Source organism: Haliea sp. E17, from assembly GCF_048323675.1.
Taxonomy (GTDB): domain Bacteria; phylum Pseudomonadota; class Gammaproteobacteria; order Pseudomonadales; family Halieaceae; genus Mangrovimicrobium.
On the sequence record NZ_JBLWFK010000002.1, the window covers coordinates 611,762 to 632,819 of the forward strand.

16 protein-coding genes are annotated in these 21,058 nt (G+C 62.6%); 5 read left to right on the top strand and 11 right to left on the bottom strand.

Translation table 11 applies throughout. The annotated features are described in order from the left end of the window. Window positions 1-7: 7 nt before the first annotated feature. Both ACNKU3_RS05900 and nagA read right to left on the bottom strand, forming a co-directional pair. Entirely contained in the window at window positions 8-2,107 is a 2,100-nt protein-coding gene (locus ACNKU3_RS05900) for a carboxy terminal-processing peptidase (protein ID WP_418258489.1), read from the bottom strand. Between the two features lie 123 nt (window positions 2,108-2,230). Continuing rightward, complete coding sequence (gene nagA / locus ACNKU3_RS05905; protein ID WP_418258490.1) at window positions 2,231-3,391, bottom strand: N-acetylglucosamine-6-phosphate deacetylase; 1,161 nt, start codon at window positions 3,389-3,391, stop codon at window positions 2,231-2,233. A 159-nt stretch (window positions 3,392-3,550) separates the two neighbouring features. Between nagA and ACNKU3_RS05910 the strand changes: the two genes are divergently transcribed. Both ACNKU3_RS05910 and ACNKU3_RS05915 read left to right on the top strand, forming a co-directional pair. Then, window positions 3,551-5,737, top strand: coding sequence for an FdhF/YdeP family oxidoreductase (locus ACNKU3_RS05910; protein WP_418258491.1), 2,187 nt, complete (start codon window positions 3,551-3,553; stop codon window positions 5,735-5,737). Window positions 5,738-5,993: 256 nt separating this feature from the next. Next, entirely contained in the window at window positions 5,994-8,228 is a 2,235-nt protein-coding gene (locus ACNKU3_RS05915; RefSeq protein WP_418258492.1) for an NADP-dependent isocitrate dehydrogenase, read from the top strand. 1,038 nt (window positions 8,229-9,266) lie between these two features. Here ACNKU3_RS05915 and ACNKU3_RS05920 read toward each other — a convergent pair. The 6 genes from ACNKU3_RS05920 to ACNKU3_RS05945 all read right to left on the bottom strand — a co-directional run bounded on the left by ACNKU3_RS05920 (window position 9,267) and on the right by ACNKU3_RS05945 (window position 14,439). Then, the gene (locus ACNKU3_RS05920) at window positions 9,267-10,049 is read right to left on the bottom strand and encodes an SDR family NAD(P)-dependent oxidoreductase (RefSeq protein ID WP_418258493.1); all 783 of its coding nucleotides are present in this window, start codon (window positions 10,047-10,049) and stop codon (window positions 9,267-9,269) included. A 202-nt stretch (window positions 10,050-10,251) separates the two neighbouring features. Beyond that, complete coding sequence (locus ACNKU3_RS05925) at window positions 10,252-10,653, bottom strand: nuclear transport factor 2 family protein (RefSeq protein ID WP_418258494.1); 402 nt, start codon at window positions 10,651-10,653, stop codon at window positions 10,252-10,254. 160 nt (window positions 10,654-10,813) lie between these two features. Beyond that, window positions 10,814-12,310 carry a class I adenylate-forming enzyme family protein gene (locus ACNKU3_RS05930; protein WP_418258495.1) on the bottom strand — a complete coding sequence of 499 codons (1,497 nt, stop codon included), beginning with the start codon at window positions 12,308-12,310 and terminating at the stop codon, window positions 10,814-10,816. Between the two features lie 69 nt (window positions 12,311-12,379). Further along, window positions 12,380-13,267, bottom strand: coding sequence for an HpcH/HpaI aldolase/citrate lyase family protein (locus tag ACNKU3_RS05935; RefSeq protein ID WP_418258496.1), 888 nt, complete (start codon window positions 13,265-13,267; stop codon window positions 12,380-12,382). Window positions 13,268-13,290: 23 nt separating this feature from the next. Next, window positions 13,291-13,590, bottom strand: a complete 300-nt coding sequence (locus ACNKU3_RS05940; RefSeq protein ID WP_418258497.1) for a YciI family protein — start codon at window positions 13,588-13,590, stop codon at window positions 13,291-13,293. Window positions 13,591-13,638: 48 nt separating this feature from the next. Beyond that, complete coding sequence (locus tag ACNKU3_RS05945; protein ID WP_418258498.1) at window positions 13,639-14,439, bottom strand: enoyl-CoA hydratase; 801 nt, start codon at window positions 14,437-14,439, stop codon at window positions 13,639-13,641. 316 nt (window positions 14,440-14,755) lie between these two features. Between ACNKU3_RS05945 and ACNKU3_RS05950 the strand changes: the two genes are divergently transcribed. From ACNKU3_RS05950 to ACNKU3_RS05960, 3 genes are all read left to right on the top strand, one after another. After that, entirely contained in the window at window positions 14,756-15,973 is a 1,218-nt protein-coding gene (locus ACNKU3_RS05950) for an OmpP1/FadL family transporter (RefSeq protein ID WP_418258499.1), read from the top strand. A gap of 110 nt (window positions 15,974-16,083) precedes the next feature. Beyond that, window positions 16,084-16,962 carry a hypothetical protein gene (locus tag ACNKU3_RS05955; protein WP_418258500.1) on the top strand — a complete coding sequence of 293 codons (879 nt, stop codon included), beginning with the start codon at window positions 16,084-16,086 and terminating at the stop codon, window positions 16,960-16,962. Continuing rightward, on the top strand, window positions 16,959-18,134 hold the full coding sequence (locus tag ACNKU3_RS05960; protein WP_418258501.1) for a BamA/TamA family outer membrane protein: 1,176 nt from the start codon (window positions 16,959-16,961) through the stop codon (window positions 18,132-18,134). The genes ACNKU3_RS05955 and ACNKU3_RS05960 overlap by 4 nt, the downstream gene beginning before the upstream one ends. Before the next feature lie 72 nt (window positions 18,135-18,206). Here ACNKU3_RS05960 and ACNKU3_RS05965 read toward each other — a convergent pair whose 3' ends face one another. The 3 genes from ACNKU3_RS05965 to ACNKU3_RS05975 all read right to left on the bottom strand — a co-directional run bounded on the left by ACNKU3_RS05965 (window position 18,207) and on the right by ACNKU3_RS05975 (window position 21,033). Then, the gene (locus ACNKU3_RS05965) at window positions 18,207-19,229 is read right to left on the bottom strand and encodes an HAD family hydrolase (protein ID WP_418258502.1); all 1,023 of its coding nucleotides are present in this window, start codon (window positions 19,227-19,229) and stop codon (window positions 18,207-18,209) included. Window positions 19,230-19,287: 58 nt separating this feature from the next. Further along, a complete protein-coding gene (locus ACNKU3_RS05970; protein WP_418258503.1) occupies window positions 19,288-19,983 on the bottom strand; it encodes a hypothetical protein in 696 nt (231 codons plus the stop codon). Between the two features lie 132 nt (window positions 19,984-20,115). After that, complete coding sequence (locus tag ACNKU3_RS05975) at window positions 20,116-21,033, bottom strand: LysR family transcriptional regulator (RefSeq protein WP_418258504.1); 918 nt, start codon at window positions 21,031-21,033, stop codon at window positions 20,116-20,118. Between the last annotated feature and the right edge of the window lie 25 nt (window positions 21,034-21,058).

Below are 21,058 nucleotides of genomic sequence, written 5' to 3' on the forward strand. Positions count from 1 at the left end.
AGTTCGCTTACTTGGGTTCCTCGTGCATAGCGAAGCGCTCCTGCTTCATCACCAGCGCATCCACCAGCACGTTGCCTGCCTCCTGCAGCAGGACATCGTCATCTTCCTCTTCTTCATCTGCTGCCTGCTCGACGCCGGCCTCGACCGCCAGTTCGTCATCGGCGGCTTCTGCGTCTTCGTCGTCGAGGTTAGCCAGCGGTTCTTCGCCCAGCGCAGCGCGACGCTTGTTGACGATCGCCAGGGCCTCGGCTTTCTGCTGGTCGCGCATGGCGATGCGGGCTTTCTCGTTGAGGGGCAGGGAGGTCAACCCGCGGTTTTCCTCTGCCAGGCCGATCTGGTCCTCGAGGTAGATGAAATCCGGGTTGTTGTGGCTGCGTTCCTCAAACAGCGAGGTCAGCCGCGGCAGCACCGTGCTCAGGTCGTTGTAGCGGCGGTGGCGCACGGGGTTGATCTGGTCCCAGGGCAGGGCGTGGTCGAGGGCGCTCTCGCCGATCTCCTCCGGATCGTAGAGGGAGGGGAAAGCGATGTCCGGAATGACGCCACGGTGCTGGGTACTGTCACCGGAGATGCGGTAGAACTTGCTCTCGGTGATCTTCAGCTGGCCTTCGGTCAGCGGGGTCAGGGTCTGGACGGTGCCCTTGCCGAAGGAGCGATCGCCGACGATGATGCCGCGCTCGTAGTCCTGGATGGCGCCGGCAAAAATCTCCGAGGCGGAGGCTGAGAGCCGGTTGATCAGGATCACCAGCGGGCCCTCATAGAAATTGCTCTTCAGGCGCTTGCCGTCGCGCCAGACCCGGCGGGAGGAGTGGCGGATCTGTACGGTTGGCCCGTACTCGATGAACAGGCCGGTCAGTTCGTTGGCCTCCTGCAGGGAACCGCCGCCGTTGTTGCGCAGGTCGATAACCAGGCCGTCGATTCCCTCGGTTTGCAGCTCGCCGAGCAGTTTGCTCACATCCCGGGTAGTGCTCTTGTAGCTGTCATCCCCGCGACGCATGGCTTCGAAGTCAATGTAGAAGGCGGGGATATCAATTACCCCGATCTTCAGCGTTTCATCGCCGCTGGGGATCTCCAGCACCTTCTTCTGCGCCGCCTGTTCCTCCAGCTTCACTTCATTGCGGACGATGGTGACGGTCTTGCGCTCATCGGCAGCGGCCTTGGCGGGAATCACCTGCAGGCGCACGGTGGAGCCCTTGGGGCCGCGAATCAGGTCGACAACGTCATCCAGGCGCCAGCCGATCACGTCGACGATATCCCCGTCGTCATCCTGGCCGACACCGACAATACGGTCGGAGGGTTTCAGCTCACCCTGCTTGTCCGCCGGGCCCTTGGGCACCAGGCGGGCCACCTTGGTGTACTCGTCCTCCGCCTGCAGCACTGCGCCGATGCCTTCGAGCGACAGGCGCATGTTGATGTTGAAATTCTCCGAGCGGCGCGGGGAGAAGTAGTTGGTGTGCGGGTCGTACAGCTCGGTCAGGGCGTTGGCGTAGATCTGGAACACGTCCTGGCTGTTGTACTGCTTCACCCGGTTGAGCTGGTTCTGGTAACGGTGGGTGAGGGTCTCCGGGATATCCTCCAGCGCCTTGTCGGCCAGCTTCAGGCTGAGTACCTGGTTCTTGAGATGCTTGCGCCAGCGGTCGTCCAGTTCCTTTTCACTGGTCGCCCAGTCGCGATCCTCTACGTCCAGGTCGTAGTACTCATCGATGCTGAAATCCATCGCGGCAACCCGCTCCGGCATGCTGTCGATGAGGTCCTGCAGGCGGGTTTCCAGGCGCTGCTGGAAACGGTTGAAAATCGCATAACCTGCATCGAGGTTACCCTTGTGCAGTTCCTCATCCATCTTGTTGCGGTACTGCTGGAACTCGGCAATATCCTGGGCGGTAAAGAACATCTTGCCGCCATCCAGCGCATCGATATAGGCATCCAGGTGCTGGGCGGACAGGGTGTCGTCGTAGGGCAGCTTGGAGTAGTGGTTCTCTTCCAGTTGTTCGACGAGCTCGACAATCGTATCCCGCTGCTGGTCGGTGTATTCGATCAGCGCCTGGCTGGGCAGTGAAATACCGAGCAGGCAGAACGTCAGGAGGAGAGGGCGGACGGGCGCCCGCAGCATTTGCAATTTCATCTGGATATTATCAACCGCGTTATCAGGACAGCGTTCACTAACTTACCCCTCGACGGGACCGTGTTCAAGACGCATACAGCGATTAGTTTGAGTGTAGCTCAGGCGACAAGTTCACTGTGCGAATTCTGTCACGCAATCACCTTGCAGGCCCGCGACCCAGGAAGCGCGTGGCGAACCCTGGCTATCGAGGGCCAGGAGGTTGGCGCGATAGCCCGGTGCAAGGCGTCCCAGCTGGTCCTCGAGGCCGAGGACGCGGGCCGGATACAGGCTTGCCATACGCGCCGCCTCGAACCAGTCGATGCCGGCAAAGGCAGCGGCGTTGTTGACCGCAGCCAGCATGTCGAGGTGCGAACCCGCCAGGGTACCCCCGGGATTCAGCAGCCGGCCATCGCACAGGGAAATCGACTCGCTGCCCAGTTCAAATTGCGTGAGGTCGCTACCCACCGTGGGCATGGCATCGGTGACCAGCAGCGCCGCCCCCGCTTCCCGGGCGCGCACGGCAACCCGCAGGGCCGCGGGGTGTACGTGATAGCCGTCGGCGATAATGCCGAACCAGCCGCGATCCGCCGCCAGCGCAGCGCCGACAGCACCGGGCGCCCGACTCTGCAGGGGCGACATGGCGTTAAACAGGTGGGTAAAGCCGGTGAGCCCGGCATCCATGGCGTCGCAGACCTGCTCGTAACTGGCCCCGGTGTGACCGGCGGCAACAATCACGCCATGCTCTGCCAGCCGGCGTATTTGTTCGGGGCGACAACACTCCGGAGCGATCGTGACCAGGGTGCAGCCCGGGGATTGCCGGGTCAGCAGGCTGAACAGTTCCTCATCCAGCTGGCGGAACCACCGGGCGTCGTGGATGCCGCGCCGATCCGGGTTCAGCAGGGGCCCCTCGAGGTGGATGCCGAGCACGCCCGGCACCTCCTGTGCGATAGCTTCATCGACCGCGGCAATGGCCCGGCGCATGGTGTCGAGGTCGGCGGAAATCAGTGTCGGCAGGAATCCCGTCGTGCCGAATTGTCGATGGGCCTCGCCCATGATGCGCAAGGTCCCGATATCCGGGCTGTCATTGAAGAGGACTCCGCCGCCGCCGTTGACCTGCAGGTCGATAAACCCCGGGAGCAGGGTGCCCCCCTGCAGGTCGTAGCGCGACGCTGTGATGGCCTGCGCCTGGGCGCGGGGCAGCAGCGCAGCGATGCGCCCGTTCTCGAGCAACAGGCTGTATCCCTCGAGATGTTGCTCGCCGGTGAAAATCCTGCCGTTTTCGATCAGTTGCATCGGCTGCTGCTGTCCTGTGCATTGCGCGGGAGGGCCAAAGGCTGCCATCTTAGCGCAGCGCGGGTCACCGCGTATAATGTGTTGGTCAACAGCGACAATCCCGCTCGCTGCGAGGGCCGGAAACGCTGGAACAAAGAAAACCGGACTGGAGAATGCCCGATGGCCCAGGTGGGTGGCGGCGGCAAGAAAATACTGTATACCCTGAATACGGCGCGCCGTATCGGCCTGATCAATTCGGCGCGGGCGCTCAAGTCCCACAATGCCTGCAAGGCCTGCGGGCTTGGCATGGGCGGGCAGCGTGGCGGCATGACCAACGAACTCGACGAGTTTCCCTCGGTCTGCAATAAAAGTGTACAGGCCCAGTCCACCGACATTCAGCAACCGATACCCGGGGAGGTCTTTGCGCACACGCTCACCGAATTCCGGGAGCTGTCCGCCCACCAGCTCGAGCACCTCGGCCGCCTCGGCCAGCCGCTGTACAAGGCGGCCGGGGAGGACCGCTACCGGGAGGTCGACTGGGACTGGGCCCTGGCGCGGGCCGCCGACGCCTTCCGCAAAACCCGCCCCGACAGGTCCTTTTTCTACAGCTCCGGGCGCTCCTCCAACGAGGCCGGTTTTGTCCTGCAGTTGCTGGCCCGGCTCTACGGCACCAACAACATCAGCAACTGCTCCTACTACTGCCACCAGGCAACCGGCGAAGCGCTGGCCTCGACCATTGGCACCGGCACCGCGACGGTCGAGCTGGCTGACCTCAAGGGCTGTGACCTGTTCTTCCTGATCGGTGCGAACCCGGCCTCCAATCACCCGCGCCTGCTGCACAAACTGATTGAACTGCGTCGCCGCGGGGGCCAGGTCGTCGTGATCAACCCGCTGCGGGAGGCGGGACTGGTGCGATTCGCGGCGCCGAAAATGCCCAGTTCCCTGTTGAAGGGCGGCGACGAGATTGCCAGTTTCTACCTGCAGCCGCGCATCGGCACCGACATCGCCCTGTTTACCGCGCTGGCCAAAACCGTGGTGGAGCGGGGCGGGACAGCGATGTCATTTATCGAGCGGTATTGCAGCGATTACCCGGCCTTCGAGCGCTACCTGCAAAGCGTCGATAAAAGCACGCTGCTGGAGACCTGCGGGATCGCCAGCGAGGACCTGGATGCCGTTGCCGAAGCCTACCTGCAATCGGAAAACTGCATCTTCGCCTGGGGCATGGGCATGACCCACCACCGCCACGGCGTGGAGAATATCGAGTGGATCAGCAACCTCGCCCTGCTGCGCGGCATGGTGGGCAAGCCCCACGCCGGCCTGCTGCCGCTGCGCGGCCACAGCAATGTGCAGGGCATCGGCACCATCGGGGTAAAACCGGTGCTTGCTGAAGAGGTTTTCCAGCGCATACAGGATACCTTCGGCGTCAGCCTGCCGCGCTCGCCCGGCATGCACACCCTCGCCTCACTGGAGGCGGCGCACCGCGGCGAGATCGACGCGGCACTGCTGCTGGGCGGCAACCTGTACGAAGCGACACCGGACAGCGCCTGGGCGCAACAGGCCCTCGACAACATCGGCTTCAAGCTGTTCCTGACCACCACCCTGAACCGGGGCCACGTCACCGGGGTAGACGCGGGGGAAGTTATCATCCTGCCGGTATGCGCCCGGGACGAGGAGCCCGAACCGACCACCCAGGAATCGATGTTCAACTATGTGCGGCTCAGCGACGGCGGCATCACCCGGATAGCCTCGGTGCGCTCCGAGATCTCGATCCTCGCCGACCTCGCGACCCGGGTGCTGGCCGGCTCGCCGGTCGATTTCCAGCAGTTCAAGTTGCATGGCAAGGTGCGGCAGGCGATCGCCAGGGTAGTGCCGGGTATGGAGGAACTGGCCAGCATCGATGTCGCCCGGCAGGAGTTCCATATCCGCGGACGGATCAAACACAGCCCCGAGTTCAATACCAGCGATGGCAGGGCCCGCTTCAGGACCCCGCCGGGGCCCGCAAGCGACCCGGCCAACCTGCGCGACTTCACCCTCATGACGCTGCGCAGCGAAGGACAATTCAATTCCATCATCTACGAGCAGGCGGACAGCTACCGGGGCACCAGCCATCGCTGGATCGTGTTCATCAGTCAGCAGGATGCGCTCGAAATCGGGGTGGGAGAGGGCGAGACGGTCGACCTGTCCTCCGACTGGGGGGAAATGCTGGCCGTCCAGGTCAAGCTGGCCGAGCTGCCAGCGGGCAGCGTGGCGGCTTACTACCCGGAGGCGAACATCCTCACATCCCGGCTCTGTGACCCGCGCAGCCATACCCCGCAATTCAAATCGGTACCCGTTTCCCTGCGCCGGCATGGCAGCGCCGCCACCTGAGTAATCCACGCCCGCGCCGTTGCGGACAAAAAATCGCCCATCATCCGCATTTGCCCATACAACGAAGCCAGTTATTTCGGTACAATACCGACGCTCCAAACTACCCGTACCATAGAAACCTGCGAATACTTCCTGCAGCGTTTGCCTCCCCAGGAATTGTTCACAGACCCCTGAACATAAGGCTCGACAGGGTGACCAAAAGTCTCCCTTTCCGGGTTTCGTCGGCCACATCATCCACTCACCACTTGGGAAAAGAATGACGACTTCAAACCAGAAAATCATCTACACCATCACGGACGAAGCACCGGCACTGGCCACCCACTCCCTGCTGCCTATCGTGCGTTCTTTCGCTGCCGCCGCCGGCATCGAAGTTGACACCAGTGACATTTCTGTCGCGGCGCGTGTACTGGCCGCGTTCCCGGAGCGCCTGAGCGAAGAGCAGCGCGTTCCCGATGCACTGGCCGAGCTGGGCGAACTGACCCAGGACCCCGACGCCAACATTATCAAGCTCCCCAATATCAGCGCCTCTGTCCCGCAGCTGCGCGCCGCCATTGCCGAACTCCAGTCCCAGGGTTACGACGTGCCGGAGTACGTGGAAGAGCCGAAGAACGACGAAGAGAAAGAGTACAACGCCCGATACAGCAAAATCCTTGGCAGCGCTGTCAACCCGGTTCTGCGGGAGGGCAACTCCGACCGCCGCGCGCCACCGGCGGTGAAAGCCTTCGCCCGCAAGTTCCCGCACTCCATGGGCAAATGGAGCAAGGCCTCCCAGTCCCACGCCGACTACATGCGCGGCGGCGATTTCTTCTCCAGCGAACAGTCCTTCACCATGCCGCAGGCCGGCGCCGTGCGTATCGAGTTTGTCGGCAAGGACGGCAGCGTCGAGGTCAGGAAGGAGCTTTCCCTGCTGGATGGCGAAGTGTTTGACGGCATGTTCATGAGCGCCGCCAAACTGCGCGCCTTCTTCGAAGAGACCCTCAACGATTGCAAGGAAAGCGGTGTCATGTGGTCCCTGCACGTCAAGGCCACCATGATGAAGGTGTCCCACCCGATCGTTTTCGGCCATGCCGTGACCGTCTACTACCGGGACCTGTTCGACAAGTGGGGCGAGACCTTCCACGAGATTGGCGTCAACCCGAACAACGGCCTTTCCAGCGTGTACGACAAGATCAAGCAGCTGCCCAAATCCCAGCAGGAAGAAATCCTGCAGGACATCCACGACTGCTACGCCGGGCGGCCTGAGATGGCGATGGTCGACTCGGTCAAGGGCATTACCAACCTGCACATCCCGAGCGACGTAATTGTCGACGCCTCCATGCCGGCCATGATCCGCAACTCCGGCCAGATGTGGGGCCGCGACGGCAAGCAGAAGGACACCAAGGCGGTTATGCCGGAGTCCACCTACGCCCGCATCTACCAGGAAGTGATCAACTTCTGCAAAACCAATGGCGCCTTCGACCCGACCACCATGGGCAGTATCCCCAACGTCGGCCTGATGGCCCAGAAGGCGGAAGAGTACGGTTCCCACGACAAGACCTTCGAGATGAAGGCCGATGGCACCATGCGGGTTGTCGATGCCGCCACTGGCGACGTGCTGATCCAGCACGAAGTGGAGCAGGGCGATATCTGGCGCGCCTGCCAGACCAAGGATGCGCCGATCCGCGACTGGGTCAAGCTGGCCGTGACCCGCGCCCGCAACTCCGATACCCCGGCAATCTTCTGGCTGGACCCGGAGCGCGCCCACGACATGCAGCTGAAGGCCAAGGTCGACACCTATCTCCAGGACCACGACCTGGCGGGTCTCGACATTCGCATCATGGATTACAACAGCGCGATCCGCGAATCCATGGAGCGCGCTATCCGCGGCCGCGACACCATTTCGGTCACCGGCAACGTGCTGCGCGACTACCTCACCGACCTGTTCCCGATCATGGAACTGGGAACCTCCGCAAAGATGCTGTCCATCGTTCCGCTGATGGCCGGCGGTGGCCTGTACGAAACCGGCGCCGGTGGTTCCGCGCCGAAACACGTGCAGCAGCTGGTCGAGGAAAACCACCTGCGCTGGGATTCGCTGGGCGAGTTCCTGGCACTGGCGGCCTCCCTGGACGACATGGGCATGAAGTACGACAACCCGCGAGCCCGCGTACTGGGCCAGGCGCTGGACAAGGCCACCGGCCACATCCTGGAGGAGAACAAGTCACCTTCGCGCAAGGTTGGCGAGCTGGATAACCGCGGCAGCCACTTCTACCTGGCCATGTACTGGGCGCAGGAACTGGCAAACCAGACTGACGACGCGGAACTGGCAAAGGTCTTCAAGCCGCTGGCAGAACAACTGGGCGCCAACGAGCAGAAGATCGTCGCTGAGCTGAACAGCGTGCAGGGCGAACCGGTCGATATCGGCGGCTACTACCACGCCGATCCGGTCAAGGCTGCCGCGGCCATGCGCCCCAGTGGCACCTTCAACGACCTGCTGGGTTCACTGTCGGTGTGATTGACCGCGCCTGAACAGCCAGCGCCTTATCGGGCGCACAGCACAAGCCGGCCTCCCTGAGGCCGGCTTTTTTTTGCTCCTGGAAAAGGGCAATCACTCATTGCGAGGGCAGGGGTGGTCAGGGTGACCGATGAGCCGATTGTCGGCAGGACTCTGGCTGATACTTCGAGCCACCTCTACTGAGCCGCCCGTCAACAGGGGCAAAATCCCGGCTGCCTGCCATTACTCAGTGTTGCTGGATGCCTTGTAGTGAACCGGGCGCGTGCTCACGGCAGGCGTCAAGGCGGCTACGCAAACCTTTTCCGCCACAACGTGGCCCGAAAGCTCCCGAGGTCGCGCCAGCACCCGTAGACGGCGAAAGCGAACGCCAAATCCGAACCTAGCGTCCAATCCGGTTTCGCCCGGTTCAGTCCGTTACCCGCTCACAGGACCCAAGCGGGGCCTCCGCATAACCTGGAGCGCCAGGCCGTTTCGGGATCACTGGTCTTTCAATCCACAGTATCCATCTTTCAATCAACAGACAGCAGGCCCTGGCTGGAAGAGGGCTGTGGACAAATATGCGGGCAAATATATTATTTAACATAATATATATTATGCGCAATGTGGATAATTCTATCCACGCCGCGGGACAAGCGAAATTCCGCGCCTTATTCCCTGTTTAAGAGATTTCAGAAGGAATTGGCTGTGCAGACAGGTTAACTGCCTGAATGTCACGCTCGTGAGACAATCGAACTAGGGGCAAACCTGCGACAGCAAATCGCCGTCGAGGTCGTATGAATGTATGTCGCTGTATAAAAAGGACGGCTAGCAGACCATCCTCGATGCAATCAGGGAATGACGGCCGACTCTGACAGCCGGTGCCGATACGAAAAATCGGGAGCCCATACCACATTACCGCTATCAGGCAGTCGCAAATTCCAATAAGCAGCAACTATTGAAACGTTGAAGAAGGCTGGTATCAAAAAGGACTTTGGGGTTGGCGGCTCCAATGCTGATGACTGGAGCCTGTAAATCTATGAACAGTCCGGGCTTAGTGCCTCAGCGCGGCGGCATCCTGATAGCGCCGTCGAGACGCAGGCACTGGCCGTTGAAATAGGAGTTTCGCACCAGTTCCAGGGCCAGCGAGCCAAATTCCTCCGGCTTGCCCAGGCGCTTCGGGAAAGGCACGGAGGCGGCCAGAACTTCAAGCACTTTCTCGGGTACACTCAGCATGGGCGGCGTAGCAAAAATCCCCGGCATGATCGAATTGACACGGATGCCGAGATCCATGAGGTCACGGGCCATCGGCAGAACCAGGCCATTAACGCCTGCCTTGTTGGCGCCATAGGCGACCTGCCCGATCTGGCCATCCTGCGCAGCGGCGCTGGAGGTCAGGGTAATCACCCCGCGCTCGCCGTCTTCCAGGGGCTCCAGTTCCGCCATGCCGAGTGCCGAAATTGAGGCCACGCGATAGCTGGCGACCAGGATTCCCTCTGCGGAGAATGCGAAGTCCTCGGTGGACATGCGCTTGAATCCGCCATTTTCCTTGTCCCTGCCGACGGTTTTCCCGCCCTTGCTGGCCATGGCGCAGTGCACCAGCACCCTCTCCTGCCCATGGGCGGCGCGCGCTTTCTCAAAGCCCTGCAGGACACTGTCCTCGTCGAGGATGTTGACCTTGCAAAAAACCCCACCGAGTTCCTCAGCAACCTGCTGCCCTACTTCCTCGTTCAGGTCGAAAATGGCGACCTTGATACCGACACCAGCGAGTGCTGTGGCGGCCGCGCGGCCTAAACCGGAGGCGCCGCCAGTTACAATTGCGGCGGTATCGTTATTGATTTGCATGTTGTTTTCTCCCGTCGAAATAATTGGGTTGAGACAATACCATTAAAAAAGCCCTGATCTCACCTTTCGCACGCAACCTCGTTGCCACGCATTCCCGGCTAGCCAGGGCGCCGCGGGATTTTGCCAATATCTCCACGAATCCCGCATAAACTGTCGGATCGTTGGCCTGGTCGTAATGCGTGACAGGTGTTCAGGACCGCGGTTACGCCCCCTGGGACATCGCCGCCTGCAACAGGGGCAGGATTTTCTCGTTCACTGTGTTCTGGTTCATGAACTCGCCCAGCCACGCGACCCGGTCATCGCGAATGCGAAACAGGAACACGTGGTCGTTGCGGAAATCATCACCGTTGCTGAGAGTACCGGTGGAGGTTACCTGCGCCGCGACACGCTCGTCCTCGATGGTCAGGGCGTCGATATGATAGGTCAGCGAGCCATTGAAGATAGACGCGAGAAAGCTGACCCCCTGCAGGAAGCGCTCCCGGTCCGCATCGCCGGATGAGACGATCCACGCGCTCATATCGTCGGTGATATAGGGGCCGAGGTCGTCGCCCCTGCCGAGGGCGCGGAAGAAGTCCGCTACCAGCTGTCGCTTGTCATTATTCATTGTGTCGGCCTGTTCAGGGGGCTACCAGGGTGATGCGAGAGCCCGGCAGGGGCATCGCTATTAGATAGCAGATACTATCATCTGGCCGGCAAATCAATCCAGCCGGCGGGGGTTGCCACAGCAGTGGCTCCCCCGCCCCGCTCCGGGTTCTGGCGCGGTATCAGGCGGCCCGGCCCAGGCGCTCAGCGAGCATCTGCGCCAGTTGGCGGCGGGCTACCTTGTTGCTGTGCAACATGGGAATTTCTTCCCGGCTGATAAATACGATAGCGCGCGGCACCTTGAAGGACGACAGGCGGTCCCGCAGTTCTGCCTGCAGGGCTTCCGCCTCCAGCACGGCGCCATCCCGGGGAACCACCGCCGCGACCACCAACTGGCCGCGCTCTTCGTCGGGTATGCCCAGCACATAGGCGGTGTGTACCCCCTCGAGATCCTGCAGCTCCATCTCCACTTCCGCGGGTGAGACATTGGCGCTGGCGGTCTTGATCATGTCACCGTCGCGACCGACGAACAGGATTCGCTCGCCCTGGCGAATGCCCATGTCGCCGGTGTGGTAGAAACCGTCGGCGGTAAAATAGCCCTCCCGCTCCAGCTTGTGCAGTCCCGGCGTCAGCGCGTAACCGCGAACCTGGATTTCACCGCGCTCGCCCTCGGGCATCGGATTACCCTGTTGGTCCGCGACCCGCACCTCGAAACCCTCGGCAAAATGGTCGAGGGGCGGACACAGGGGGTAGCCAGGTACCCGCAACTCATCGCCGTAGGAATAGGGTCCGATGGTCTCGGTCATGCCCAGCGCCCAGACCGGCCAACCCTCGGGCGGCGCCATGACCTCGCCCTTTGCCGGCACCGAGCCCATCGCGAAGCGGCTGTCACTGAGCGTACGATCGGCGCAGCGGGTGCGCACCCCGGCCAGCAGGTTGGGCATGAAATACATGATTAACCCACCAATCCAGAACATGGGCATGAGCACCGCCTGCTCGTCGCCGCGCTTGAGGGGCTGCATCGAGTGGATATAGCGGGCGCGGGATAGCAGCGGGCCCTGATTGTGCCTGACCCCCTTGGGCATTGCCATGGAGCCGGAAGTATAGATTTCCATCACCTGGTCAGTGGGATAGACCTCGGCTTCGATAACCGCGAGCAGCCCCTCCGAAATGTCCTGCGCGCCACCCTCCAGCCAGTCCCAGCTGCGGACGGAGGACGGCAGGGCCTCGCCGTCGGATACAATCCAGCGCAGGTAAGGTACATCCTCGAGGCGCAACTCGGGACCGGGAGCATTCGCCAGATCCGGCAGCGCATCGACCATGCGCCCGACATAGTCCTTGCCCAGCAGATTGCGTTGCACTACCAGGCCGGCGACATCGGACTGGCGCAACACCCGCACCAGTTCGTTGGACTTGATCAGGGTACTGATGGGAATCGCAATGGCGCCGACACGGGTGATCGCCGCGAACAGGACGGCGAAAGTCGGTGAATTGCCGTAAATAAAACCGACCCGGGTGCCCTTGCCCACGCCCCGCGCCACCAGCCCCCGCGCCAGTTCCGCGGAGCGCTGCTCCAGTCCGGCAAAGCTGATGGACGTCTCCCGGCCCGCATCATCCTGGTAGACCATCGCAGTCTCGTCGCCATAGGCGGCGGCGATACTGTGCAACAGGGCCGGCATCGTCGTGCACTCTATCGGGTTCCCACCTGAATTGCTCTGCGTGTTCAACTCACTGCTTCTCCTGTGTTGTTATTGGTCTTCACCCAGGGCGGCTATCGCTGCGGCCAGGGCGAGGGTGCGCCGGGCCTCCTCCACGTGCAGGGCCTCGACCAGGCGGCCATTGACCACCACCACCCCCTGCCCTGCTGCGCTGGCTGCCTCGTGGGCATCGATGATCTGCCGGGCGCTGGCCAGTTCTGCCGCGTCGGGCGCGAAAGCAGTATTCGCCGCTTCGATCTGTCGCGGATGGATCAGGCTCTTGCCGTCGAAACCCAGGTCGCGCCCCTGCAGGCAGGCGGCCGCCAGCCCCGCGTCGTCCTCCAGGTCGAGGTGAACACCGTCGATCACTACCAACCCGTTGGCCCGCGCCGCGTACACGCACAGGTTGAGCGCCGCGATAAAACCCAGACGATCGGGTGTGTGGCGCACGCGGGTATCCTTGGCCAGGTCCGATGTCCCCAGTACGATGCCGGCCAGCCGCGGGTGCGCACTGGCGATGGCGTAGATCTGCAGGATGCAGCGCGGCGTCTCGGCCATGATCCAGACCGGGATGCTGTCGACACAGCCGGCGGAGTCCAGCGCGTCAATGGCCACCAGCAGGTGCTCGGGGGAATCGATCTTGGGGAACAGGATTGCATCCGGTTCGACGCGCGCCGTGGCCAGCGCGGCCAGGTCATCGCGCCACCACTCGGTGCCCTGAGCGTTGACCCTGACGATCAGTTCCCGCTGGCCAAAACCACCCTGTTTCAGCGCGCTGATCACCTGCTCCCGGGCACTGGCCTTGGCCTCCGGCGCCACCGCATCTTCCAGGTCGAGGATCAAACCGTCCGCGGGCAGGCTGCGGGCTTTTTCCATGGCCCGCGCATTCGAGCCCGGCATGTAGAGTATGGAACGTCGGGGCCGTACCGCGTCTGTCATTGCATTTGTTCCTGCAGCTGATTTCAGGGCAGTGCCTGCTTGAAGGGTTTGACCTTGACGCTGCTGTGCACGCCATTGATCACGTAGGGGTCCGCCTCCGCCCAGGCCTGCGCAGCCTCCAGCGAATCGAACTCGGCGATAATCAGACTGCCGGTGAACCCCGCTTCGCCGGGAGTTTCACAATCGACGGCGGGGTGTGGGCCAGCGACCAGCAGGCGGCCCTGCTCTACCAGTTCTTCCAGCCGCGCCAGATGGGCGGGCCGATTGGCCTGTCGCAGGGCCAGGCTGTCGTCAATATCCTGGCTCAAAATGGCGTACCACATGGGTTTTGCCTCCTATGCAATTAGTTGAATAAGGGGTCGGGGGCTGTCTCAGGCCTTTTTGCTGCGCTGGCGCAGCTGGGCGAGGCGCTCCTCCATGACCGAGACATCGACCCGGCTGTTGTAATCGCGGGACAGCCGGCCCTCGAGTTCCAGGCCATCGGCCAGGCTGGTGTCCCAGCCGTCGTTCATCAGGGCCTTGATACGCTGCAGGGTATCGGGAATACAGGTGGCGATATCGCGGGCGCAGGCAAGGGAGGCCGCGACTAATTCCTCCGGGGCAAACACCCGGTTTACCAGGCCCCAGGCACTGCCCTCGGCGGCGCCGAAATAGTCGCCGGTGAAGCTGATCTCCCGCGCCCGGTTTATGCCCACCAGCCGTGGCAGCTTTTGCGACAGGCCCCAACCCGGGATCAGCCCGACCCGGGCGTGGGTGTCGGCGAAGCGGGCCTTTTCCGAGGCGTAGATAAAGTCGCAGGCCAGAGCCAGTTCAAAGCCACCGGTGACAGCGACGCCGTTGACCGCGGCGATCAGGGGCTTGCGACAGCGGGAGAAGGCGCGCAGCAGGGGCGTGTCGTAGCCGAGGAAGTCGTCGCGGGCGAGCAGGCTGTTATCTTCAGCCAGGGCGTTGAGATCCAGTCCGGCGCAGAAAGCCTTGCCACGGCCGGTCAGCACGATGGCGTTTACCTGTTCGTCCACAGACAGTGATTCGAGGGCCTCACGCAGGGCATCCAGGGTCTCCAGAGTGAGCGCGTTATACTGTTCAGGCCGGTTCAGCTCAACCAGGGCGATGCCCTCCCCGCGGCTGACCAGTAGTTGGCCACGGGCCAGTTCGTCGGTTATTTGCAGCATGTTATTGCGGTATCCTGTTTTTAGTGGGCGTATTATGCGCTGCAATTCACTGCGTTAACACCCGTAGCCTGCCGGGCCTGCGGAGAATCCCCCCTCGCCAGGGTCGCAACTGCCGCGCAATGCGGCACGGGATGACCTCTCCTGCGACATCAATGGACGGGCTGTCGCGCAGTCCCGGACGGCAAATTTTCACCCCGACAACTCTTCCTCCCGAATTCCCGGATGCGGTCTATACTGGCTCGATATACCACCACTTCCACGCCGCGTGACAGAGACTGGAATCATGCTATCGATGTATGACAGGGGGCGAACCAGTATGCGCAAATACCACCTCACGGCCGCCATGGCACTTGCCAGCCTCGCCAACATTCCGCACAGCCTGGCCGGTGGCCTGTGGCTCAATGAATTCGGCGATTTCGCCGGTGGTCGCGCCTCTGCGGGCGCCGCCGCGGGCGTCGACGAACCGAGCACGCTCCTGCACAACCCCGCCAGCGTCACCCGCCTCAAGGGCAGCCAGTTACAGGTGACCGGCGCGGCACTGCTGCCGTCGCTCAAATTCGACCAGACCAGCGATCCCGCCGGCGGCCCGGGCGGTGGCGATGGCGGCGATGCCGGGGTTCTCTCCCCCGCCGGAGGCCTGTTTTACGTGCACGATACCCAGAGCGACAGGTGGGGCGCAGGCATGTATTTCAGCGGGCTGGCGGGCATTGGCCTGGACTACGACAAGGACTGGGTGGGCCGCTACCAGGCAATCGACAGCAGCCTGCTGATCGCAACCTTCGCCCCCACCGCCGCCTATCGCGTGACTGACCGGCTGTCCCTGGGCGCCTCGATGCAATGGTATTTTGCGTCACTGGACACGGGCCTGCGGATTCCCAACCCGTTGCCTGGGCGCGAGGATGGCACCGCCCGTCTCGACGGCACCGACAGCGAGGTCGCCTACACCCTGGGCCTGCTGTACCAGTTTTCCGACAGCACCCGCCTCGGCATCAAGTACCAGAGCGAAATGAGCCCGGATTTTGACGGCAATCTTTCTCTCAAGAAACTGCCGGTTGAAGTAGACACCAATACCAGCCTGACGATGGCGCAGTTTGTCCGCGTCGGGCTCTACCATCAGTTCACTGACAAGCTGGCGCTGGACCTGACCCTGGGCTGGGATGACTGGAGCGCCATGGACGAGGTATTTGTCAGCGTCGCCAACACCGGTGCCGGCCTCGACCGCAACGCACGGGACACCCAACAGGTGGCCGTGGGCATGGAGTATGTGGTCACCGAGCGCTGGACCATGACCGCGGGTGTCTCCTATGATACCAACCCCATGGATGCCGATTACCGCACTGCTGATATGCCGCTGGACCGCCAGATACACGTCGGGCTGGGTAGCCAGTACATGTACAGCGATGAACTCAGTCTCTCCGGGTATCTCAATTACGCCGATCTCGGCGAGGCCCGTATCACCACCCCCACTTGGCAGGGCAAATACGACACCTCAGTTATCTACCAGGTAGGCGTCAGCGCGCGTTGGCATTTCTGATTTCCCCCGCCTCTCCTGCCATCGGGATCAGGAATGCCATAACCGGATGCCTGTGGTTTGCGGCTGCCGCGCTGTTCCTCCCTTTTCAGGCCGCAGCCGATGACGGCCTGATGGCGCGGCAGACCAGGGCCTTCGAGGAAAGTGAATTCATCTTCGCGCGCTCCGGTTCCAACGTACCGTTTCCGCCGCTGGCCTTCGCCGGCGTCAGCCACTACGGCGATGCCCGGGTGGAAAGTGACTCCCGTGGCACGAAGTTCGATTACGACCTGACCACCGCGACCCAGGCCGCGGCCCTGCCCCTGCTGCTCGGGGAGCGCGATGCGCTGATCATCGGCGAATACGTGAGCTGGTCGGAGTTCCGCGTGCGCGACGGCGGTGACGGCAAATTCAATGTCGCCAGTGTCGGCCTGCCGCTGGGCTGGCTGCGCCAGGTAAACAACGACTGGCAGGCCGCCGCCTTCGTCTTCCCACTGGCGCACAAGGCGGACTTCGACGACGCGGAGTGGAGCTGGCAGTACATGGGCGGCGTGTTTGGCCGCTACGTACAGAGCGAGCGGCTGTGGTGGGCCTTTGGCTTCTACGCCGACATCGCGCCCGATGACAATTTCTACATTCCCTACCTGGGAGCGACCTGGGCCTTCGACGACCACTGGACGCTCAGCGCCATCATGCCCTGGCCGGCGGTACTCTACGCGCCCAGCCAGGACTGGCTGTTCCGCATTGGTGTCTCCCCGTCGGGCGCTTCCTGGTCGGTCTCGCCCCAGGGAACGCAGGACGACGTGGCCCTCAACCTCGACGCCTGGGACCTGGGAGTGAGCGTAGAGCGCCGCCTGACCGGGGGTATCTACGCCAGCCTGGAGACAGGAATCGGCGGTTTTCGCGGCCTGCGCCTCGATTCGGGCAGCCTGGAAGATACCGATTTCAGCGTGCATTCCAGCCCGTATATCCAGCTCGATATCAAATTCCGGCCCGGGGTGTGGGCACCATGAAAAAATACTTCCCGCTGGTCATTGCGGGCATCCTCGGCGCGGCCATTGCGCAGGCAGACTTTTCCGGGGACTACCTGACCGACCCGGAGGACGGCAACGTCGATGTCAGCCGTTTCCTGACCGATGTACCGCTGGGGTTCCTGCCGATTCCCAACCTGATTACCGAACCCGCGGTGGGTACCGGCCTTTCCCTGGGCGCCCTGTTCTTTCATGAATCCGCGGAACAGCGGCAGCAGCGCACTGCCCACCAGGCCATGCTGCCGGCCAACATCACACTGGCCGGCGGGGCCTATACCGAGAACGGCACCTGGGGCGCGGGGCTCGGCCAACTGGGCTTCTGGCGCAGGGATACCATCCGCTACCGCGGCTTCCTGGCCTATGTTTCTCCCAACCTGGACTTCTATTCCTTTCCCGGCATAGGAAACCTGCCGCGGCCGATCGAACTCAACCTGGAGGGACCGATCGTCTTCCAGGACATCAAGTTCCGCGTCCCCGACACCCGGATTTTTGTCGGTGCGCGACAACTGTACCGCAAGGTGGAAGCATCCCTGGCCAGTTCCCCGGATCTCTCGGCGCTGCCGCCGCCAATCCTGGACTATTTCAGGACCCACCTGAAAACCAGCTTCACCACCTCGGGGCTGGGCGCGGTCATCGACTACGACAGCCGTGACAATCCCTTCAACCCCCAGCACGGCTATTACTACAGTGCCAATTACACGATTTTCGACGGGTCAATCGGCAGCGACGTCGACTACGACAGCTACCAGCTGAGCGGCCTGAACTTCTGGGAACTCGGCGACAAGTGGAACCTCGGGCTGCGGCTTGACCTGGAAGGCGTTGAGGCGCCCGGCGGCGAACGCCTGCCCCCCTATGTGCCGCCTTTCATCGACATGCGCGGCATTCCGAAATCCCGCTACCAGGGCACCGCCATCGCGGTCACCGAGGTGCAACTGGATTACAAGCTGAGTTACCGCTGGAAGGTCGGTGTCTTTACCGGCCTCGGGCGCGCCGCCAACAGCTGGGGGGACATCAGCAATGCCGACAACGTGGACAGTTACGGCACCGGCTTTCGCTACCTGATTGCCCGCCGCTACGGCTTTGTCATGGGTATCGACGTCGCCCGCGGCCCCGAGGACACCGCGGTGTATATCCAGGCCGGCTCCACCTGGTAAGCCGGCCGCGGCGTCAGCCCGGCCGACCATGAACGGCGCAGCGTCTTGTGCGCCAAACCCCGCATCATCGGCTCAGTCCGCTTGCGCGGGCGGATAGACCTGCTTCCAGTCCTTCTTCATGTCCACCACCAGCCAGCCCTGCTCCGGCGCCGCGTCCAGCGCCTTGTCGAGCTTGCCCATGGCGGATTGGCGGTCATAGGCGAATTCGCGCTCCCCGTCGGTGTGGTGGACGATCAGGCCAAAGCGCGGGGTTTTGTCGTCGGGTCCTTCGGCGATGGTCGTGTATTCGAGCATCTGCATGTCCCCATCGGAGTTTCCCGCGGCGAAAATCGGACGGCGGCCAATGTGCCGGTAGATGCCGACCGGCTTGCCCGCCTTGTCGTCGACCAGGGTGATCTTGCCTTCCTTCACGATGGTGGGAACCCCGTCGCGCATTTCAAAACGGGCGTCGGCGGTTGAACCGATGACCTGCTCGGGCGGCACACCGTAGCGCTGCTCCGCAAACACCCGGATAAAATCGATACCACCGCCGGAGACTATGTACACCTTGAAATCGTTGGCGCGCAGGTAGTCCATCAGCTCCAGCATGGGTTGGAACACCATGTCCGTATATTGCATGCCTGTGGTGGGGTGGCGCGCTGAAACCAGCCATGCCGATACCTCGCTGGCAAAGTCATGGGCAGTGACGTTGGCGTGCGGCACCATCAGCATTTTCAGCAGCGGCCCTTCGCCGCCGGCCAGCATCCCGTGAATATCCCCGGCCAGCGCGCTTTTGAAAGGTTCCTGCTGCTGCCATTCCGGGTGGGACGGGGCCATCTTGCGAATCTGGTCGAGGGCCCAGATACCCTGGAAGTACAGGGGCTGTTCGCTCCACAGGGTACCGTCGTTATCGAACGTGGCGATACGCTGTTCCGCAGGCACGAAACCCGGTGACGCTGTATCGGATACTTTCTCCACGAAGGCAATGATGGCAGTTTTTGCACCGCCATCCTGCCAGGAAGCCAGCGGTTCGTCTCCCCAGGCCAGGACCGGCAGCAGCAGGCACAGTAATGGCAGGATACGTATTTTTCTGACAAGGCTTGCAAACACTGACATGGGGAAATTCCTCGACTCCTGAAAGGAACCCGGGCGCCGGTCTCGGCGCCCGCAGGTGTTACTGGGCAGCAGCGGTGACCTTGTCCAGCCCGTCGCGCAGTTCTTTCCCCCAGCGGTTGAGAATGCGCTGGGCATCGGCGCGGTTGGTGACCGAGTTGGTCCACTGCAGTTGCATGTCGTCGAAGTCCTTCTGCCGATCGACGATACGGTAGAGCACATCCCCGGTGGTGGCGTCTTTCAGCTCCAGCAGCAGGGTCATTTCCCCGGACTGCGTGGTATAGCTGCGACTGATTCCCGGGCTCATGATGTCCGGCGCGTTGATATCCAGGTTGATGATGGCCGGCGCCAGTACGAGAACTTCCTCGCCTTCGGTGAACTCCTCCACCAGGGTATAGGGCGGCGGCGCCTGCAGTGCCTTGGTAAAGGTCTCTGTGCACATCTCGCCCAGCTGGGTCTTGATCCGGTCGACGTCTTTCTTGGTGACCCTGTTGGTGAGGTCAATGCGGTTCTGGTTCTGGTCGCGCAGCCAGTTCTTGCGGAAGGCTACTTCACAGGGGGCGACGCCGTAGGTTTTGTAGATGCTGAGATCCGCGCCCGGCTTTTTATAGACGGTGGCAAATTTCGCTTCCGGCACCGGCTCCAAGCCGTCAAAGGTGACACCGGCCGGCGGCTTTTGCTCCGGAGCGGCACAGGCAGTGACACCGACACAGACCGCCAGTGCCAACGCCTTCAAGTTGAAAATGGTCTTGTTCATGTAGCTTCTCCTGATTTTGGTGGCAGCAAGGCTGCTGCGATGGCCGAATGCTGCAGGGCGAGGTGCCAGAAGATTAGACTACGCCGGATATACCGGCAATTTACCTCTACTCGATACCTCTTCCACACCAACTCAGGCAGCGCCTGTACCAAAGACTCCGGTCCTGCCGCCAAGTTCAACCAGGCACTCGCGCATCCAGCGGTTGCCGGGATCATCTTGTGCCCCGCGGGTCCAGTAGAGGTTCAGCACCAGGGGATCGATAGTGAAAGGTGGCTCCAGCATCGGCCAGCCGGAGCCCGCCAGCACGACCTCCGGGACTGTCCACAGCAGGTCGCTGTCCTCGGCGATGGTCCGCGCCGCGGCGTAGTGCTGCACCCGGATCGGCACCCTGCGCCGCTGCCCCATGGCGTGCAGCGCAATGTCGGCGTGGCCGCGCCCCCGCGGGCGACCGGAGACATGCACATGCCCGGCGGCGAGATAGGCCGCGAGGGAAAGTTTCCTCCCGGCCAGGGGGTGACCGGGGCGCATGGTCACCACGTAGCGCAGGCTCGCGAGGCGCTGTTGCTCCAGTTCCCGGGCATTGACCTGGGGCGAATCCACCAGCAGGTCGATATCGCCGGCCTTGAGGGCCTCCACGGCCTTCTCCCGGCTGGCATAAAAACTGGTGATAGTGACGCCGGGAGCCCTGGCGGCAACCAGGCGGTAGAGTTCCGGCAGCCAGAGAGTCTGGCCGAGGTCGTTCAGGCCCAGGCGAAACTGCTTTTCCGACCGCGCCGGTTCGAAGCGCGCCCCCGCCCCGGTGGATTTCTGCAGCAGGGCCAGGGCGCGCCGTACATCGCCAATCACATTGTCGGCCACCGGGGTCGGCTGCATGCCCTGGGGGGTGCGAACAAAGAGCTGGTCATCGAAGTTGCGCCGCAGGCGCCCCAGCGCGTTGCTGACCGCCGGCTGGGTCAGGTGCAATAACTGGGCGACCCGGGTTACGCTACGCTCCCGGTAGATGGCCTCGAAGACCACGAACAAGTTGAGATCCATCCTGTCCAGACGCATGGCACGGGCCCCTATTCATTAACTC

Bases quoted from the DNA above. Each gene is read 5' to 3' on its own strand.
- ACNKU3_RS05925 (WP_418258494.1), bottom strand. From the start codon at position 10,653: ATGAATAATGACAAGCGACAGCTGGTAGCGGACTTCTTCCGCGCCCTC.
- ACNKU3_RS05975 (WP_418258504.1), bottom strand. From the start codon at position 21,033: ATGCGTCTGGACAGGATGGATCTCAACTTGTTCGTGGTCTTCGAGGCC.
- ACNKU3_RS05965 (WP_418258502.1), bottom strand. From the start codon at position 19,229: ATGTCAGTGTTTGCAAGCCTTGTCAGAAAAATACGTATCCTGCCATTA.
- nagA (WP_418258490.1), bottom strand. From the start codon at position 3,391: ATGCAACTGATCGAAAACGGCAGGATTTTCACCGGCGAGCAACATCTC.
- ACNKU3_RS05920 (WP_418258493.1), bottom strand. From the start codon at position 10,049: ATGCAAATCAATAACGATACCGCCGCAATTGTAACTGGCGGCGCCTCC.
- ACNKU3_RS05960 (WP_418258501.1), top strand. From the start codon at position 16,959: ATGAAAAAATACTTCCCGCTGGTCATTGCGGGCATCCTCGGCGCGGCC.
- ACNKU3_RS05950 (WP_418258499.1), top strand. From the start codon at position 14,756: ATGCGCAAATACCACCTCACGGCCGCCATGGCACTTGCCAGCCTCGCC.
- ACNKU3_RS05935 (WP_418258496.1), bottom strand. From the start codon at position 13,267: ATGACAGACGCGGTACGGCCCCGACGTTCCATACTCTACATGCCGGGC.
- ACNKU3_RS05945 (WP_418258498.1), bottom strand. From the start codon at position 14,439: ATGCTGCAAATAACCGACGAACTGGCCCGTGGCCAACTACTGGTCAGC.
- ACNKU3_RS05930 (WP_418258495.1), bottom strand. From the start codon at position 12,310: ATGCCGGCCCTGTTGCACAGTATCGCCGCCGCCTATGGCGACGAGACT.
- ACNKU3_RS05940 (WP_418258497.1), bottom strand. From the start codon at position 13,590: ATGTGGTACGCCATTTTGAGCCAGGATATTGACGACAGCCTGGCCCTG.
- ACNKU3_RS05970 (WP_418258503.1), bottom strand. From the start codon at position 19,983: ATGAACAAGACCATTTTCAACTTGAAGGCGTTGGCACTGGCGGTCTGT.
- ACNKU3_RS05955 (WP_418258500.1), top strand. From the start codon at position 16,084: ATGGCGCGGCAGACCAGGGCCTTCGAGGAAAGTGAATTCATCTTCGCG.
- ACNKU3_RS05915 (WP_418258492.1), top strand. From the start codon at position 5,994: ATGACGACTTCAAACCAGAAAATCATCTACACCATCACGGACGAAGCA.
- ACNKU3_RS05900 (WP_418258489.1), bottom strand. From the start codon at position 2,107: ATGCTGCGGGCGCCCGTCCGCCCTCTCCTCCTGACGTTCTGCCTGCTC.
- ACNKU3_RS05910 (WP_418258491.1), top strand. From the start codon at position 3,551: ATGGCCCAGGTGGGTGGCGGCGGCAAGAAAATACTGTATACCCTGAAT.